Raw genomic sequence first — 15,662 nt, 5'->3', positions numbered from 1 at the left:
CCCCTTTACAGGGGCCTTTTCACAGGCGGGCTCGCTCCCCTGGGAGCCGGCTTGCAGCCTCAGATGCCAGCGCGCAATACGCTGGCCGGCAACGCCTCGCCACGTTCCACACTCGCTGCCACCGCCTCGATCAAGGCCGTCAACTGGTAACCCTGGGCGGTCAGCCAGTCCTGATCGTAATAGGTGGTCGCATAACGCTCGCCACCGTCACACAGGATGGCGACGATCGAACCACTCTCGCCGGCCTGTTTCATCTGCTGCGCCGCCATCAGCGCGCCGATCAGGTTGGTACCGCTGGAGCCGCCCACCCTCCGCCCCAGGCGCTGCGCCAGGTAATGCATGGCCGCCAGCGACAGGGCATCCGGCACCTTGACCATCGCATCGATCACCTTGGGCAGGAACGACGCCTCGACCCGTGGCCGACCGATCCCTTCGATGCGCGAGCCACAGTCCAGGCGCAGGCTGGCGTCACCGCTCTGGTAATAATCGAAGAACACCGAACGCTCGGCGTCGGCGCAGAGTACCCGGGTGCAATGCTGGCGATAACGCACATAACGCCCCAGGGTGGCGGTGGTGCCGCCGGTGCCCGGGCTGGAGATCAGCCATTTGGGCTCCGGGTAACGCTCGAAACGCAGCTGCTGGAAGATCGACTCGGCGATGTTGTTGTTCGCCCGCCAGTCGGTGGCGCGCTCGGCGTAGGTGAACTGGTCCATGAAATGCCCGCCGCTCTCCCGGGCCAGGCGCTCCGACTCGGCGTAGATCTGCGTCGGGTCCTGCACCAGGTGGCTCTTGCCGCCGTAGAAGGCGATCTGCGCGATCTTTTCCTGGGAGGTAGTGGCCGGCATCACCGCAATGAACGGCAAGCCCAGCAGGCGCGCGAAATAGGCTTCGGAAATCGCCGTCGAACCGCTGGACGCCTCGATCACCGGCGCCCCGGGCTTGAGCCAGCCGTTACACAGTGCATAGAGGAACAACGAACGCGCCAGGCGATGCTTGAGGCTGCCGGTGGGATGGCTGGACTCGTCCTTGAAATACAGCTCGATGCCCGGCAGACCCGGCAGGGGCAAGGGGATCAGATGGGTATCGGCACTGCGCTGGAAGTCGGCTTCGATGATCCGGATGGCCTCGCGGGCCCACTGACGGTTGTCGCTCATGGTGTTTTCTCATTGGCTCGAACGCCACACAGGACGCAAAAGATGAAGTGCGCCCAGCATAGGCGATCCAGGCACAAGGAAAATCAGGCGCTGCAACAGGCAAAAGTCCCCGGCCCGTCGGGCTGGGGCCGGACATATTAAGAAACATCCCCGGTCGCTCACAGGTACAGTTTTGAATCAATTGGATACACAACTGCTCGGCTGGTTTTCCAGCAGGCCGCTGCTCTGCTGCATATAACAAAAAAGAATATAACTTTTGTTTTAACAACTAACAGTACGAGTTAGGGTGTGCCACCTTTTTAGTTTTCTGATGGAGAGCGACCTTGCCTCTGCGTAGCACTTTCACGCGTTTCTTTCAGTTGGAAGCTGCCAGCGGTCTGTTATTGATTGCCGCTGCCGTGCTTGCCCTGATCATCAACAACTCACCGCTGTCCTGGCTGTACAACAGCCTGCTGGACACTCCCGTGGTCGCCCAGGTCGGCGCCCTGAAAATCGCCAAGCCCCTGCTGCTGTGGATCAACGACGGCCTGATGGCCATGTTCTTCCTGCTGATCGGCCTGGAGGTCAAGCGCGAGGTCCTCGACGGCCACCTATCCAAGCCTTCGCAGATTGTCCTGCCGGGCGCCGCCGCCATCGGCGGCATGGTGGTGCCGGCGCTGATCTACTGGTTCCTCAACAAGGACAACCCGCCAGCGCTCAGCGGCTGGGCGATTCCCATGGCCACCGACATCGCCTTCGCCCTCGGCGTACTGGCCCTGCTGGGCAAGCGGGTGCCGGTGTCGCTGAAACTGTTCCTGATGACGCTGGCGATCATCGATGACCTGGGGGCCATCATCGTCATCGCGATTTTCTACTCCGGCGCCCTGTCGACCCTGTCGCTGATGCTCGCCGCGGCCTGCCTGGTAGCGCTGGTGGCGATGAACCGCCTGGGGGTGGTCAAGCTCGGACCGTACATGATCATCGGTCTGATTCTCTGGGTCTGTGTGCTCAAGAGTGGCGTCCACGCGACCCTGGCCGGCGTGACCCTGGCCTTCTGCATCCCGCTGCGCACCCGCAATGCCGAGCCTTCGCCGCTGCTGAGCCTGGAGCATGCGCTGCATCCGTGGGTCGCCTACGGCATCCTGCCGCTGTTCGCCTTCGCCAATGCCGGCCTGTCGCTGCAAGGCATCACCGTGGAAAGCTTCACCCACTACGTGCCCATGGGCATCGCCATCGGCCTGCTGCTGGGCAAGACCGTCGGCGTGTTCGGCCTGACCTGGCTGGCGGTGAAGATGGGTCTGGCCGCCCTCCCCGGCGGCGCCAACTGGGGCCAGGTGCTGGGCGTGGCGATTCTCTGCGGGATCGGCTTCACCATGAGCCTGTTTGTCGGCTCCCTGGCCTTCGTACCCGGTAGCAGCGAATACGCCGGCATGGACCGCATGGGCATCCTCACCGGCTCGCTCTTCGCCGCCCTGATCGGCTACGCCGTAACGGCCGCGGCCAGCCGCAAGAACCCACAACTGCCGGCATAACCACCGGCGTTGCCAGGGCTGAAAACACAAAACCCCGACCAGTTGCCTGGCCGGGGTTTTGTTTTGTCGCGGTTAACGCTTAGTGGGCGACACGGCTGGTGCCGTTGACGCTCATGATGCGCACGCGCTCGCCAACACGGAACACTTCGTTTTCCTGAACCTGTTGCACATAGGCACGCATGCTGCCGTCGTCTTCACGCACGGTGATTTCCACGCCCTGGGTACGGGTCAGGCCTTCCTCGGTGGCGGAACCGATCAGGCCGCCAGCCACCGCACCGATGACCGCCGCCACGATGCTGCCTTTGCCGCCGCCGATGGCGCTGCCGCCAACGCCGCCGACCGCTGCACCGGCGAGGCCGCCGATCGGGGTCTTGGTGCCTTCGATTTTCACCGGACGCAGGGATTCGATGGTGCCCATGCGAACGGTCTGTACGCGACGCGCCTCGTCACGGGAGTAAGAGTCACCGGACAGGTTGGATTGGCAACCGGTGAGCAACATGGCCATCGTGGAAAAGGAAGCAACCAGCAAAACAGACTTACGCATAGGATCAACTCCAAAGGACAGATAATCATTAAACTCCGCAGCTTGACGCCTGTCACGGCATCGCCCGGATAAAATTGGTTCCATTCAGCAGCAGTACAGACTGCGTGCCTATAAAAACTCTTCACACGGTAGCGCTTATTTCCCGAGTTGCGCCACCGACCAAAGGATTTTCCATGGATTACTTCATCATCGTCGTAACCACCGTAGCCGGCCTGTACTTCCATTGGTGGCTGTATGTACGGATCAAGCGCTGGATGGACCGGGACCTGGCGCTGTCGCTGGCCGGCGGGGACGAGAAGAAAAAATCCTTCATGCTGCAACAGCTGGAGAATGCCCATCGCCAGAAAGTAAAACGCCGGGACCTGCCACAGTGGCTTGAAGCCGCCGCGGCCGGTTATCCCGGCGAATGAGCTGATTCGGGGTCAGGGGGCCAGGCGCTCACGCACCCAGTCGGCACCTTGCAGACGGTAGTTCAGGCGATCGTGCAAACGGCTGGCGCGCCCTTGCCAGAACTCGATGCGCTCCGGTAACAGGCGATAACCTCCCCAGTGCTCGGGGCAATGGGGCTGGGTATCGCTGAAGCGCTCCTCGGTGTTCTTGAGCAAGGCTTCCAGTTCCTGGCGATCGGCGATCACCTGGCTCTGCGGCGATGCCCAGGCACCCAGGCGGCTGCCCAGCGGGCGGACCTGGAAGTAGGCATCGGACTCCTCGGCGGTGACCTTGACCACCCGCCCCTCGATACGCACTTGGCGCTCCAGGGCCGGCCAGAAGAAGGTCATGGCGGCAAAAGGCCGTGCGGCCAGTTGCTGTCCCTTGGCGCTGTCGTAGTTGGTGAAAAAGGTGAACCCCTGCGCATCCAGCCCCTTGAGCAGCAGGATGCGGCAATGGGGGCGCCCCTCCTCGTCAACGGTCGCCAGGGTCATGGCATTGGCCTCGACCGGCGGCTGCTCGGTTTTCACTGCCTGCGCGAACCACTGGTGAAACAGCGTGAAGGGCTCGACCGGAGCCTGGGCTTCGGTCAGTCCGTCACGGGTGTAGTCGCGGCGCATGTCCGCCAGTCCCTGGGTCATTGCAGGTTCCTTTTGCCCGATGCCTGATGAGTCAGTTCTTCGCCTGTTCGGTCGCTGCCTTGGCCGGAGCCTTGGCAGTGGTGGTTTTCTTGGCGACGGTTTTCTTCGCCACAGGCTTCTTGGCTGGGGCTTTTTTCGCCGGAGCGGCTTTCTTCGCGGCGACGGCTTTCTTCGAGGAAGCAGCAGGAACGACCGACTTCACATCCTGTACGGCAACCAGTTCAGCCTCGGACGGGGTCGGCTGGTTGTACTTGCTCAGCAGGGCCAGCATGGTGCTGCGCTGGGTGACGATGATTTCCACGCGACGGTTCAGCGCACGACCTTCGGTGCTGTCGTTGGCAGCACGAGGCATGACCGAACCCATGCCACGCAGCATCAGGCGATCGCGCTTGAGGCCAGTGAGGCTGAAAATCGCGGCGACAGACTGCGCACGATCACGGCTCAGCTTCTGGTTGGCCGCCGCGGCACCAGTGGTGTCGGCATGGCCCAGTACCAGCACGGAAGTCTTGGCGTCGGTCCCCACGGCCTTGGCCACGCGGGTGAACGGGCTCAGGGTGACTGGCAGCAACATGGCCGGGCGATCCGGGTTGAACGAACCGTCGACCGGAGCGATCACCACCAGGGTGTTCTCGCGACGTTCCAGTTGCAGGCGGCTGTCCTTGATGGCTTCACGCAGGCGCGGCTCGTAGTCGTCCAGCCAGGCCTGGGTGACTTTTGGATCCGGCATCGGGATGTCTTTCACGTCTTCCTTGGTTGGAGACTTGGGCTGCTGATTGAAAGGCCACCACCAGTTGCCGGTCTCGGTCTTGGCGACCTTCGGAGCCGCGGTCGCGGCGTCCGCCTTGGCCTTGGCGTCGGCTACCGGCTCTTTGACTGCGTCTTTGCTCGCGTCCTTGGAAGGGAACGGCCACCACCAGTTGGTGGTCTCGGCCTTGGCGGCCGGAGCAGCGGCGGAAGCGGTTGCGGTTTCGACCTTGGCCGCGGCAGGAGCGGTCGCGGACTTGGCGGTGGATGTGGCGGCGGACTTGGCCGCGGAAACTTCGTTGGCAGCTGCTTTTGCTACCGGTTGCACCGCTTCCTTGCTGGCGGTCTTATCGGAACCGAAAGACCACCAGTGCCCTCCTTCTGCGTCATTTTGTGGAGTTTGTGCACAACCGGTGACAGTGAGGCAAAGAGCCAAGGCTAAAGACTTGTTCGACGACATGGGATATCCACAAAATGAGATCAAAAATTACGGTCTCTACGAACCGTACAAACAGACGCTTTGAAAGTATAAAAGCCACAGGGTTCCTTTCTGATGCCTTTACTCATGTTTAGGCAAAAAAAATCCTGACAGCAACCTTTTTACAGACAATCCGACAGAACCCTCACCAGCTTCTGCGCTCTTGGATCCATCAGCACGTATGGCCCCAGGGTATTGGTGACAAAACCGAAGGCCACATCGTACTCAGGATCGGCAAAACCGATGGAGCCACCCGCTCCCGGATGACCAAACGCCCGAGGGCCGAGACCGAAGGTCGCGTTGGCCACCTGCGGCTGGTCAAGCATGCAGCCCAGGCCGAAACGGGTCTGGGTCAACAGGGTCTTGTCCATGCCGACGCTGTGTTCGCGGGTCAACTCTTCGAGCATGTCCGCTTCCAGCAGGCTGCCATCGAGCAGGCCGCTGTAGAACCCGGCCAGACTGCGGGCATTGCCATGGCCATTGGCCGCTGGCTGTTGCATGCGCCGCCATTCCGGCTTGTTGGTACTGGTCATGATCGACGGCGGGTTGGTGAACGCCCGGGTGGTCATGGCCGTGGGTTCGCGCATGGTCACTTGCAACAGGCGCTGCGCGGCCGCGTCGCCGACATTGCCCTTGCCCCGGGCGATATGCGCCACGCGGTAAAACTCCTCGTCGGGCAGGCCAACGTAGAAGTCCAGCCCCAGCGGCCTGGCGACCCGCGCCACGATGGACTCGCTGGGACCGCGCCCGTCAGCCCGACGCAACAGCTCGCCCACCAGCCAGCCGTAGGTGATGGCCGCATAACCATGGCCTTCGCCCGGCGTCCACCAAGGCGCTTCCGCCGCGAGGGCATCGACCATGGTTTGCCAGTCGTAGAGCGCTTCCGGCGCCAGCAACTCACGCAAGGCCGGCAGTCCGGCCTGATGGCAGAGCAACTGACGCAGGGTAATCGCTTCCTTGCCGGCCGCGGCGAATTCAGGCCAGTACCGGGCAACCGGTGCGTCCAGCTGCAACTTGCCTTCGGCCACCAGTTGCAGGGCGGTGACCGCGGTGAAGGTCTTGGTGCAGGAAAACAGGTTGGCGATGGTATCGCAGTGCCAGGCCTCGCTGCCGTCCTTGTCGGCGGTGCCGGCCCAGAGGTCGATCACGGTTTCCCCGCCGATCTGAATGCACAACGCCGCGCCGCGCTCCTGGGGATCCTCGAAGAGGGCCGCGAAGGCTTCGCGCACCGCTTCGAACTTAAGCTCGTAATGACCCTGAATCTGCACCCGTAACTCCCCGGACCATGCTCTACAAAGTGGTGCGCATTGTTCCAGCCCTTGAGGGTTTTGGGAACAGAAGCGAGCCCGGTGGCGATCCACCGGAAGAATTGTTCAGAAATCGACGGACATTGAACGCACTGCGGGCCGACCACCCCCTACGAGTGAGTGTAGAGGCGGACCGGCCCGCGCGAGGGAAGCCGTACCCCAAAAGGCCTGGCTCAGCGATCAATGGCCATTCGCCGAATGACCACCCGCATGGCCGCCGCCCTGCTCTGCGCCCTTGCCTTCATGGCCCGGCTTGCCACCGTCGGCGGCATGACCCGCGGCCTTGTCGGCCTCTGCCTTGACCTTTTCGGCTTCCTTGCCCAACTGGTCGAGGGCCTGCAGGTTGCTCTTGCGCACGCTGTCGACAAACCCCTGGAATGGCACATCGGTGATGCCCACCAGGCCGAAATGGCCGTTCTCGCCGTCCAGCAGACGACCGGTGACCGGCTGATCGAGGTACTGGAACCAGTGCACGCCGACAATCGACGGCTCACTCAACGCCTGCTTGAGGAACTGGGCATAGGCCGGACCGCGATCCTCCTCCCGCACCAGCTCGGTCACGCCGCCCCAGAACGGGCCGCGATCCCTGGAACCGAAGTTGAACTCGGTGATCAGGATCGGCTTGTCCAGCGTGTTCAGCCGGGCAAAGTCGTAACCGTCCTGCGGCTTGAGGGTGTACATGTTGAAGCTCAACACATCGCAGTACTGGGCACAGGACGCCACGGCCTCGGGAGTGCTGATGGCAAAGCGTCCGCCCAGCAGCAGGTGGTTCGGCGCGTGCCATTTCAGCGAATCGGAAATGGTCTTGAAGTACGTGTCGGCAAAGACCTTCTGGAAGTATTTGAAGTCGGCTTCGATCTCCGGATGCTCCGGGCTAGGCAAAGGCGGCTCGAACCCCGGGTCTTCCATCAGCTCCCAGGCGGTCAGGTTGATACCCCAGGCCTTCGACAGGCCCTCCTGGTTGCGGTACTTGTCGCGCAGTTGCTTGAGGAACGCACGCTTGGCCGGCACGTCGGTGGTCATGCGCAATGTGCCATAGGCCAGGGCATAACGCGCCTTGGGGTCATCGCCGGGGCCGGCCCAGGCCAGTTCGTTGTCGGCGAAGTAACCGATCAGCCATGGATCGTCGCGGTGATCGCGGGTGGCAATGGCCACGGCGCGCTCGGTGGCCATGGCGAAACGCGGATCGAACGGGTCGGGCATGCCGCCCCACCAGTCGGTGCCGGTGCTGATGCTTGCATAGTCGCCGACGATCGACAGCGGCAAGGTGTAGGGCACGCGGTCGTTCAGGCCCAGTGCCGGCGCGCTCCAGTTGCCGATGGTGTTGAAGCCCCAGGCTTGCAGGCGATCCAGGGCGTGACTGGCCCAGCGTTTCTGATCCAGGGCCGCGACAGGGCAAGGTGCCGCGGCTGGCGGTTCGGTGCCCTGCCCGGCCTGGGCTTGCTGGGCGTCGGCCTTGGCGGCGTCCGCCACACCGGCCTTGGTTTCGCTGCCCGGGGTGCAAGGCACCCCGTAGATGCGTTGCAGGTTGGCGCCATAGAAGTCGTACCAGCGGCCGGCGTTATAGGCGCGGCCCCGGTCGGCGCCATTGCCGCTGCGGTTGTCGCCTTCGCCGTAATAACCGGCCAGCGGTTCGCCGACGTTAGGCAGTGTCGAGAACATCCATTCACGGCCAGCGATATAAGTCTGGCTGTCGTCCGCCGTGACCGCATTGACCCCCAGGGAATAGAACGGGTGCCCCTGGGGCGTCACCAGATACCAGCGGCCATCGCGTTTCTCGGTACGGAAGAAACCACTGGCCTTGAAGGCCGGCCCGTTGCTCCAGCCGCCGAAGGTGTCCAGGGAGGAGCGCTCGCGTTCGGCCAGCCAGGTTTTCAGCTGCTGCTGTTCCTTGGCCGCGGCAGCCTTGAGCTGCTCGTCGCTGGCGACCTTTTCCGGCCATTTGGCCCGGGTCGACTGGCCATAGGCATCCACCAGACCACCGTAGGCAGCCTTGATCACCGCCTCGCCGTCCTGCACGCCAAAACGTTCGAGCAGGATGCTCTGGGCAGCTTTCGGCTGATCCATCGACAAGGTCACCGACACCACCTGGCTGCGGTCCAGCTCGCCTTCGCTGCTGGCCAGCAAGACGCGCTGGCCTTCGAAGGTCATCGGCATCGGCGGGCCGGCCTTCATGCCCTGGCTCAGCGGCGAGCTGGCAACCAGCGGCACCAGCAGGGTCTGCGCCGGGCCGGCCGGCAGGTCGATGCGGCTGACCAGCGTCTTGCCGTCATTGCTCTGGATCTTCACGTACAGGGTCAGGGCCCAGTTCATCGCGCTCTGGATCCGCAGGCTCATGGCCCCGGACTGCGACCAGTCCCAGGCGCCTGTCTGCGGGGTCAGGCGCAGGCTTGGCTGAATCGCCGGATTGAACGTCACCCGGCGCAGCACTTCGCCCTCGGCTGTCTGCTCCGCGTTGGCTTGCGGCAGGCTGGCATCCACTGTCGCCACCTGCACCACATCGGCAGGCCGGACAAAGTTGAACAGCGTCTGTTGCCCCGCGGGCGCGGCGAGCAGCGGCGTGGCGAACAGCAGAGCAAGGACTGCGGGTAACGAACGGCGAATCATAGAGACCTGGTGCTCCTTAACGACCGATGAACGGCCTGTGTGCAATCAGTGGCATGCAATAGACAACGCGACCGGCCCACAGGCCGGCCGCGCTCAGGAAATTTCCCGGCGGAACGGCGGCAACGCATTGAGAATAGCCTTGCCATAACGCTGGGTGACCAGGCGCCGGTCCAGCAGGGTGATGGTGCCGCGGTCCTGTTCGGTACGCAGCAGGCGGCCGCAGGCCTGGACCAGCTTGAGCGAGGCGTCCGGCACCGAGATTTCCATGAACGGGTTGCCGCCCCGGGCTTCGATCCACTCGGCCAGCGCGGCCTCCACCGGATCGTCCGGCACCGAGAACGGGATCTTGGCGATCACCACGTGCTCGCAGTAGGCACCGGGCAGGTCCACGCCCTCGGCGAAGCTGGCCAGGCCGAACAGCACGCTGGAATCTCCGCCATCGACCCGCGCCTTGTGCTTGTTCAGGGTTTCCTGCTTCGACAGGTTGCCTTGAATGAACACCTGCTTGCGCCAGTCGCGGTCGAGGCCGTCGAACACGTCCTGCATCTGCTTGCGCGACGAGAACAGCACCAGGGTGCCCCGCGAGCCTTCCACCAGTTCCGGCAGGTCGCGGATGATCGCCGCGGTGTGGGCCGGCGCATCCCGTGGGTCGGCACGCAGGTCGGGAACCCGCAGCACCCCGGCATCGGCGTGATGGAAGGGGCTGGGCACCACCGCGGTCACGGCCTTTTTCGGCAGCCCGGCACGCATGCGGAAGCGATCGAAAGTACCCAGGGCGGTCAGGGTGGCGGAGGTCACGAGCGCGCCATAGGCCACGTTCCACAGGTTCCGACGGAGCATTTCCGCGGCGAGGATCGGGCTGGCGTTGACCTCGATGTCGAACAGCGAGCCGCTTTCCGCCAGGGTCAGCCAGCGCGCCATCGGCGGGTTGTCTTCCGGGTCTTCGGTGGTGAAGGCGGTCCACAGCTCCCAGTTGCCCGAGGCACGGGACAACAGGCTGCCGAACAGCGGGTACCACTCCTCGGCCTGGTTGCTGGCGATGCCGATGTTGACCTCGCCGTCCATGCCTTCCTTGAGCAGGTCGGTCAGGCGGGTGAACAGGTCGGTCAGGCGCGAGAAGCCTTTCTTCAGCTCGATGCCCATTTCCCGCATATGGTCGGGGATCAGCCCGCCGACGAAACGATGGCGCGGCCGCTCACGGCCTTCCATGTCTTCGCCGGTCTTGAAGTCGGCCAGTTGCTCGCAGGCGGTGAACATGAACTGCTGCTGGGTCTTGATCTCCCGCGCCAGCTCCGGCACCTGTTCGATCAGCTTGCCCAGGTCGCCCGGCAGCGGGTGCTGGGCCAGCAGCTTGGTGAGGTTCTTGGCGGTCTGCTCCAGCCAGTCGGCGGTGGAACGCAGGCGGGTGTAGTGGGCGAAGTGGCCGATGGCCTTGTCCGGCAGGTGGTGGCCTTCGTCGAACACATAGAGGGTGTCGCGCGGGTCCGGCAACACCGCGCCACCGCCCAGGGCCAGGTCGGCTAGGACCATGTCGTGGTTGGTGACGATCACGTCGACCTTGCCCATGCCTTCGCGGGCCTTGTAGAAGGCGCATTGGCCGAAGTTCGGGCAATGACGGTTGGTGCACTGGCTGTGATCGGTGGTCAGGCGCGCCCAGTCAGAGTCTTCCAGGGCCGTGGGCCAGCTGTCGCGGTCGCCGTCCCATTTATTGCCGGCGAGCTTCTCGATCATGCTGGTGAACAGCTTCTGGCTGGCCTCGTCGACCTCGATCTTGAAGCCTTCTTCTTCGAACAGCTGGGCGGTGGCGGTTTGCGCGTGGCCTTCCTGCAGCAGCATGTCGAGCTTGGACAGGCACATGTAGCGGCCACGGCCCTTGGCCAGGGAGAAGGTGAAGTTAAGCCCGCTGTTGCGCATCAGGTCGGGCAGGTCCTTGTAGACGATCTGCTCCTGCAGGGCGACGGTGGCGGTGGCGATTACCAGACGCTTGCCGGCGGCCTTGGCAGTCGGGATCGCGGCCAGGCTGTAGGCCACGGTCTTGCCGGTACCGGTGCCGGCTTCCACGGCCACCACGGCCGGGTCGCCAGAGCGCCGGCCTTCGTCGTCGGTATCGACATCGCCCAGGACCTTGGCCACTTCGGCGATCATCAGGCGCTGGCCGTAACGCGGTTTCAGGCTCTTGGCTTCGAGAAAACGCGAGTAGGCGCCCTGGATCGTGGTTTTGAGTTCGTTGCTGATCATGGTTCTTCGGGCGCGAGAAACGCTGGATAAATTTTCAGTGGTTCGGATCGGCCGCTATCATACCCCGCTAATTCATCCCGCGCAGAACGGAGTACCCGAATGACAGCCTTTGCCCTTGCCTACACCCTGCATGTCCTGGCCGCCCTGGTCTGGGTCGGCGGCATGTTTTTTGCCTGGATGGTGCTGCGTCCGGCGGCGGTGGCCGCCCTTGAGGGGCCGGCGCGGTTGAAGCTGTGGGCAGAAGTGTTCCCACGGTTTTTCGTCTGGGTCTGGGTCGCGGTGGTGCTGTTGCCGATCAGCGGCGTCGGCCTGATCCATCTGCGGTTCAGCGGCTTCGAGACCGCGCCGCGCTATGTGCAGGTGATGATGGGCCTGTATGTGGTGATGACCGCGCTGTTTATCCGGATCCAGTCGTTGCAGCTGCCAGCGCTGCGTCAGGCGGTGGCGGCCGAGGACTGGCCGACAGGGGCCACGACCCTGGGCAATATTCGGAAATTGGTGGGGATCAATCTGATCATTGGCCTGTTGCTGGTGGCCGTGGCGGCGGCCCGGCCGATGTTCTAAAGGCGGATGCCGGAAAAAGCATCGCGGGCAAGTCGGATCGCCGCCCGCTCGCTCCTACAGAGGCGGCTGCCCGCGACCGAGCGTCAATTACAGGCGCTGTATCGTGACCGAACCCGCGGGGCCTGCCGGCCCTGGATGGCCTTCGGCACCAGGACGGCCGCTCTTGCCACCGTCGGCGCGATAGACGAAGCAGCCCTTGGACTTGCCGCCGGCCCCGGGTTTGCCGCCCGCACCGGCCACACCGCCGGCCCCGCCATCGACCCAGACCTTGATCTGCTCTGCCGGGTAATCGCGCGGCAGCTCGACCCGCACCTGGGCGCCCGCCGCCCCCGGCTGGCCATCACCGCCGTTGTCGCCATCAGCGCCGCGCCCGGCCTGGCCCCAGGTGCAACCCGGCTCTTCGCCGTTGGCGCCATCGAGGCCGACATAACCCGGCGCGCCGGTGCCACCGCGCGCATCCACCGACAGTTCCCCGGCCTGCAGCGAGGCGATACGCAGCGTCAGGTTGCGCCCGGGTTTGGCCGCCTTCTGGTAAGTCCCCGGAGCCCCGCGGGAGGTGATCTGGCTACCAGCCTCCAGGTCGGCATGGTCGACGTTCAGCAGCAGGCTCTGTTCAGCCGGAACGATAGCGATCCGCGCTTCACGCCCCAGGCGCAGCTCGCCGACCTTGACCTCGGTGACCGTGGACGGAATCAGCAAGGTGCCGTAGTCGGCCACTTCCAGGCGCTCCAGTTGCAGGCTGCTGGTGGTGTTGGGCAGGCGCATCAGGGAGTTGGTCTCGACCGTCACCACCTGGGCCTGGACCAGTGGGCTGCATAGCACGGCGAGCAGGCAGAGCTTACGCATGGCCGACCTCCGCGGGCTTCGCCGCCTTGAAGGTCTGCAGGTGGAAAATGCCGGTCAGGAGGATCTGCAGGCGATCTCGCCAAGGGTGGGCACGGCCCTTGAGGCTGCCGTTGAACAGCAGCAGTTCCATCAGGTGGGTCAGCAGCAACAGGCTGCCTGCCAGATTGATCAACAGATGAATCGGATTGATCAGCGGGCTGACCAGATTGACCAGCACCAGCAACCAGAACAGCAGCGTCAACAACTTGCCCAGCCCCCAAAACACCTTCATATGCCCCCCTTTGCGAGTTTTTCTTTGCGCGCACAGTAACGACTTCGGCGAGGCATAAGCCAGAGGGCAGCGAAAATTCTCCCGCCGCCCCCCCTGCCAAGCCGCCCTGGCGCCTGGTGATCAACGCTGAATGTGCAGCTCCACTCGACGGTTCTGCGCCCGCCCTTCTTCGGTGGCGTTGTCGGCGACCGGCTCGCTCTCGCCCTTGCCCTGGCTGGTCAGTTTTTCCGGTGCCAGGCCCTGGCTCAGGAGGAATGCGACGACGCTGCTGGCACGGCGTTCGGACAGTTTCTGGTTGTATTCATCCGTCCCCTGGCTGTCGGTGTGGCCGACCACCTTGATGCTCTGCACGTCGGGGCCCTGAAGCTTGGCCAGCAGCCCTTGCAGCTGGTTTTGCGCTTCGGGTGTCAGCTCCGCCGAGTCGAAGGCAAACAACACATCGCCCTGATCGCTGAGGGTGATCACCTCGGATTGCGCCGCCGGCTCGGCTGCTGGGGCGGCCGGGTATTGCGGCAAAGGGCAGCCACGGTTGTCGACCGGGGTATTGGCCGGGGTATCCGGGCAACGGTCACGGCGGTCGAACACGCCGTCATCGTCCTTGTCGCCATCCTGGGCGTAGCAGATCAAGCCACCGGTCACCAGGCCGAGTGCCGCGCCACCCGCAGCCCAGCCACCGCTTTCAATGGCGCCCAGGCCGCCGCCCACCAGGCCGCCGAGCAGGCTGCAGATTGGCCACGTACGCTGGTTGAGGGGGGCAGTGCCGTCGCTGTGGGTAGCGCAGCCTGTGAGCAGGCTGCCGAGCAGTAGAACCGGCAAGGCGGCTCGCGAGAGAAGACTCATCATGAATGCTCCTGTGTCACCGGCCCATACCGGTCACACAGGAGTAAAGACCCGCATGGGCGGCTGCACAAGCCGCCCATGCCAGGCAATCACGCCAGGCAATCAGCGGTTGATTTTGATTTCCGTGCGCCGGTTCATCGCCCGGCCGTCGGCGGTCTTGTTATCCGCGACCGGTTGGCTCTCGCCGGCACCGACTACCGAAACGAAACTGCTGCGCGGTACGCCCGCGCTGATCAGGTACTCGGTCACCGAACGCGCGCGTTTTTCCGAGAGACGCTGGTTGTAGGCATCGCTGCCCACGCTGTCGGTGTGCCCGGTCACGCGCAGCTGCGCACTCGGGGCTTCCTGTTTCAGGCGTGTGGCGATGGTGTCGAGCTTGGCCTTGTCGGCGCCGGTCAGCCTGGCGGAGTCGAACTCGAAGTGCACATCACGGATGACAATGGTCTCTTCCTTGACCACCACCACTTCCTCGACCACGGCTACAGGCTCTGGCGGGCAACCGTTGGCGTCCACTTGCACGCCTTTAGGCGTGCCAGGGCACTTGTCGCGGCTGTCCGGCACGCCATCGCCGTCTTCGTCGCCATCACCGTGCACCCAGCAATAACCGGCCGCGACGCCGGCGCCCAGCAAGGCGCCGTACCCCGCCCAGGACGAGCTTTCAATCGCGCCCAACGCGGCCCCACCGACACCCCCGACAGCAGCGCAGGTCGGCCAATCGGTTTTCTGCAAACCTGCGCAACCAGTCAACACACTGGTTAGCAGAACCAAGGGTAGTGCTGTCCGAACTATGCTCATCTAGTTATCTCCTGAGGGAATCGGCTTAGAACCGATTGGGGGAGTAAAGACCTGGCTTTAAATCTCCGCCAGCATGAGGCCGGCGGGCTTTGCCCCTGGATTTGCCCAGGAACGGCTGTCATTTCAGACAAAACGGCTCTAGGCCCGCGGGTCCGGGCAGGCTAGTCTTTGCCACTCAAAGATTGAGGAACTTCGATGACCGCAGGTATTTCTTCGCGCACGCCCCAACAGGCCCTGGCCGCCCTGCTCGACCGCTACTCCCCGCAACAGCTGCTGCTGATCGGGGCCAGCGGGTTTCCGGCCCTGGAAGCGTTTCGCCAGGCACACCCCGAAACCGTCATCGCCCAGACCGCGCCCGGGCCGTTGCCGGCGGAACTGGCGGCGCGCCGTTTCGACCTGGCGCTGGTGGTCGATTGCCTGGAGCATCTGCCCAAGCGCGACGGCCTGAACCTGCTCGGCGGGATCCGCAACCTCAACGCCAGCCGCATCGCGGTACTGGCTGACCTGAATGCCTGCGGCTGGCAGGAGACCGACTTTTTCTCCCTGGCCCTGCAGGCCAGCGAACGTTTCCAGCGCGACGAGCAGGTCCTGACCCTGTTCACCTACGATCTGCTTGAATACAAACAAGTGCCCGACTGGCTCAACTCCAGGTTCTGGGCGAATCCGGAAAACTTCGGAAAGTACTGGTGGTAA

15 protein-coding genes are annotated in these 15,662 nt (G+C 64.0%); 4 read left to right on the top strand and 11 right to left on the bottom strand.

The genetic code is table 11. The annotated features are described in order from the left end of the window. Positions 1-59: 59 nt before the first annotated feature. A complete protein-coding gene (locus H0I86_RS06425; protein WP_009047376.1) occupies positions 60-1,154 on the bottom strand; it encodes a PLP-dependent cysteine synthase family protein in 1,095 nt (364 codons plus the stop codon). 323 nt (positions 1,155-1,477) lie between these two features. Between H0I86_RS06425 and nhaA the strand changes: the two genes are divergently transcribed. Next, complete coding sequence (nhaA, locus tag H0I86_RS06420; RefSeq protein ID WP_180924422.1) at positions 1,478-2,665, top strand: Na+/H+ antiporter NhaA; 1,188 nt, start codon at positions 1,478-1,480, stop codon at positions 2,663-2,665. 79 nt (positions 2,666-2,744) lie between these two features. Here nhaA and H0I86_RS06415 read toward each other — a convergent pair whose 3' ends face one another. After that, positions 2,745-3,209 carry an outer membrane lipoprotein gene (locus H0I86_RS06415; RefSeq protein WP_023969877.1) on the bottom strand — a complete coding sequence of 155 codons (465 nt, stop codon included), beginning with the start codon at positions 3,207-3,209 and terminating at the stop codon, positions 2,745-2,747. A 173-nt stretch (positions 3,210-3,382) separates the two neighbouring features. Between H0I86_RS06415 and H0I86_RS06410 the strand changes: the two genes are divergently transcribed. After that, positions 3,383-3,619, top strand: coding sequence for a hypothetical protein (locus H0I86_RS06410; RefSeq protein WP_092299109.1), 237 nt, complete (start codon positions 3,383-3,385; stop codon positions 3,617-3,619). A gap of 12 nt (positions 3,620-3,631) precedes the next feature. Here H0I86_RS06410 and pdxH read toward each other — a convergent pair whose 3' ends face one another. The 5 genes from pdxH to dinG all read right to left on the bottom strand — a co-directional run bounded on the left by pdxH (position 3,632) and on the right by dinG (position 11,653). Next, entirely contained in the window at positions 3,632-4,279 is a 648-nt protein-coding gene (gene pdxH, locus H0I86_RS06405) for a pyridoxamine 5'-phosphate oxidase (RefSeq protein WP_009047373.1), read from the bottom strand. Between the two features lie 31 nt (positions 4,280-4,310). Next, the gene (locus H0I86_RS06400) at positions 4,311-5,483 is read right to left on the bottom strand and encodes an OmpA family protein (protein ID WP_180924421.1); all 1,173 of its coding nucleotides are present in this window, start codon (positions 5,481-5,483) and stop codon (positions 4,311-4,313) included. A gap of 140 nt (positions 5,484-5,623) precedes the next feature. Then, positions 5,624-6,769 carry a serine hydrolase domain-containing protein gene (locus tag H0I86_RS06395; RefSeq protein ID WP_180924420.1) on the bottom strand — a complete coding sequence of 382 codons (1,146 nt, stop codon included), beginning with the start codon at positions 6,767-6,769 and terminating at the stop codon, positions 5,624-5,626. 219 nt (positions 6,770-6,988) lie between these two features. Continuing rightward, positions 6,989-9,415, bottom strand: coding sequence for a beta-galactosidase (locus H0I86_RS06390; RefSeq protein WP_180924419.1), 2,427 nt, complete (start codon positions 9,413-9,415; stop codon positions 6,989-6,991). A gap of 93 nt (positions 9,416-9,508) precedes the next feature. Then, positions 9,509-11,653, bottom strand: a complete 2,145-nt coding sequence (gene dinG / locus H0I86_RS06385) for an ATP-dependent DNA helicase DinG (RefSeq protein WP_016702043.1) — start codon at positions 11,651-11,653, stop codon at positions 9,509-9,511. 99 nt (positions 11,654-11,752) lie between these two features. On the opposite strand from dinG, the gene H0I86_RS06380 reads away from it, so the two are divergent. Further along, a complete protein-coding gene (locus tag H0I86_RS06380; protein ID WP_087089239.1) occupies positions 11,753-12,217 on the top strand; it encodes a CopD family protein in 465 nt (154 codons plus the stop codon). 87 nt (positions 12,218-12,304) lie between these two features. On the opposite strand, the gene H0I86_RS06375 is transcribed toward H0I86_RS06380, so the two are convergent. From H0I86_RS06375 to H0I86_RS06360, 4 genes are all read right to left on the bottom strand, one after another. Continuing rightward, entirely contained in the window at positions 12,305-13,063 is a 759-nt protein-coding gene (locus H0I86_RS06375) for a collagen-like protein (RefSeq protein WP_180924418.1), read from the bottom strand. Beyond that, positions 13,056-13,334, bottom strand: a complete 279-nt coding sequence (locus H0I86_RS06370) for a DUF1145 domain-containing protein (protein ID WP_180924417.1) — start codon at positions 13,332-13,334, stop codon at positions 13,056-13,058. Before H0I86_RS06370 ends, H0I86_RS06375 begins: the two co-directional genes overlap by 8 nt. 120 nt (positions 13,335-13,454) lie before the next feature. Continuing rightward, positions 13,455-14,174: a PA1041 family peptidoglycan-binding anchor lipoprotein gene (locus H0I86_RS06365; RefSeq protein ID WP_180925795.1), complete on the bottom strand. Its 720-nt coding sequence runs from the start codon at positions 14,172-14,174 to the stop codon at positions 13,455-13,457. A gap of 102 nt (positions 14,175-14,276) precedes the next feature. After that, positions 14,277-14,969 carry a PA1041 family peptidoglycan-binding anchor lipoprotein gene (locus H0I86_RS06360; RefSeq protein WP_028681813.1) on the bottom strand — a complete coding sequence of 231 codons (693 nt, stop codon included), beginning with the start codon at positions 14,967-14,969 and terminating at the stop codon, positions 14,277-14,279. A 195-nt stretch (positions 14,970-15,164) separates the two neighbouring features. On the opposite strand from H0I86_RS06360, the gene H0I86_RS06355 reads away from it, so the two are divergent. Beyond that, positions 15,165-15,662 carry a DUF6231 family protein gene (locus H0I86_RS06355; RefSeq protein ID WP_180924416.1) on the top strand — a complete coding sequence of 166 codons (498 nt, stop codon included), beginning with the start codon at positions 15,165-15,167 and terminating at the stop codon, positions 15,660-15,662.

The sequence above is a fragment of the Pseudomonas chlororaphis subsp. aurantiaca genome (assembly GCF_013466605.1).
GTDB classification, from domain to species: domain Bacteria; phylum Pseudomonadota; class Gammaproteobacteria; order Pseudomonadales; family Pseudomonadaceae; genus Aquipseudomonas; species Aquipseudomonas chlororaphis_I.
This window is presented reverse-complemented; position numbering and strand designations above follow the sequence as displayed.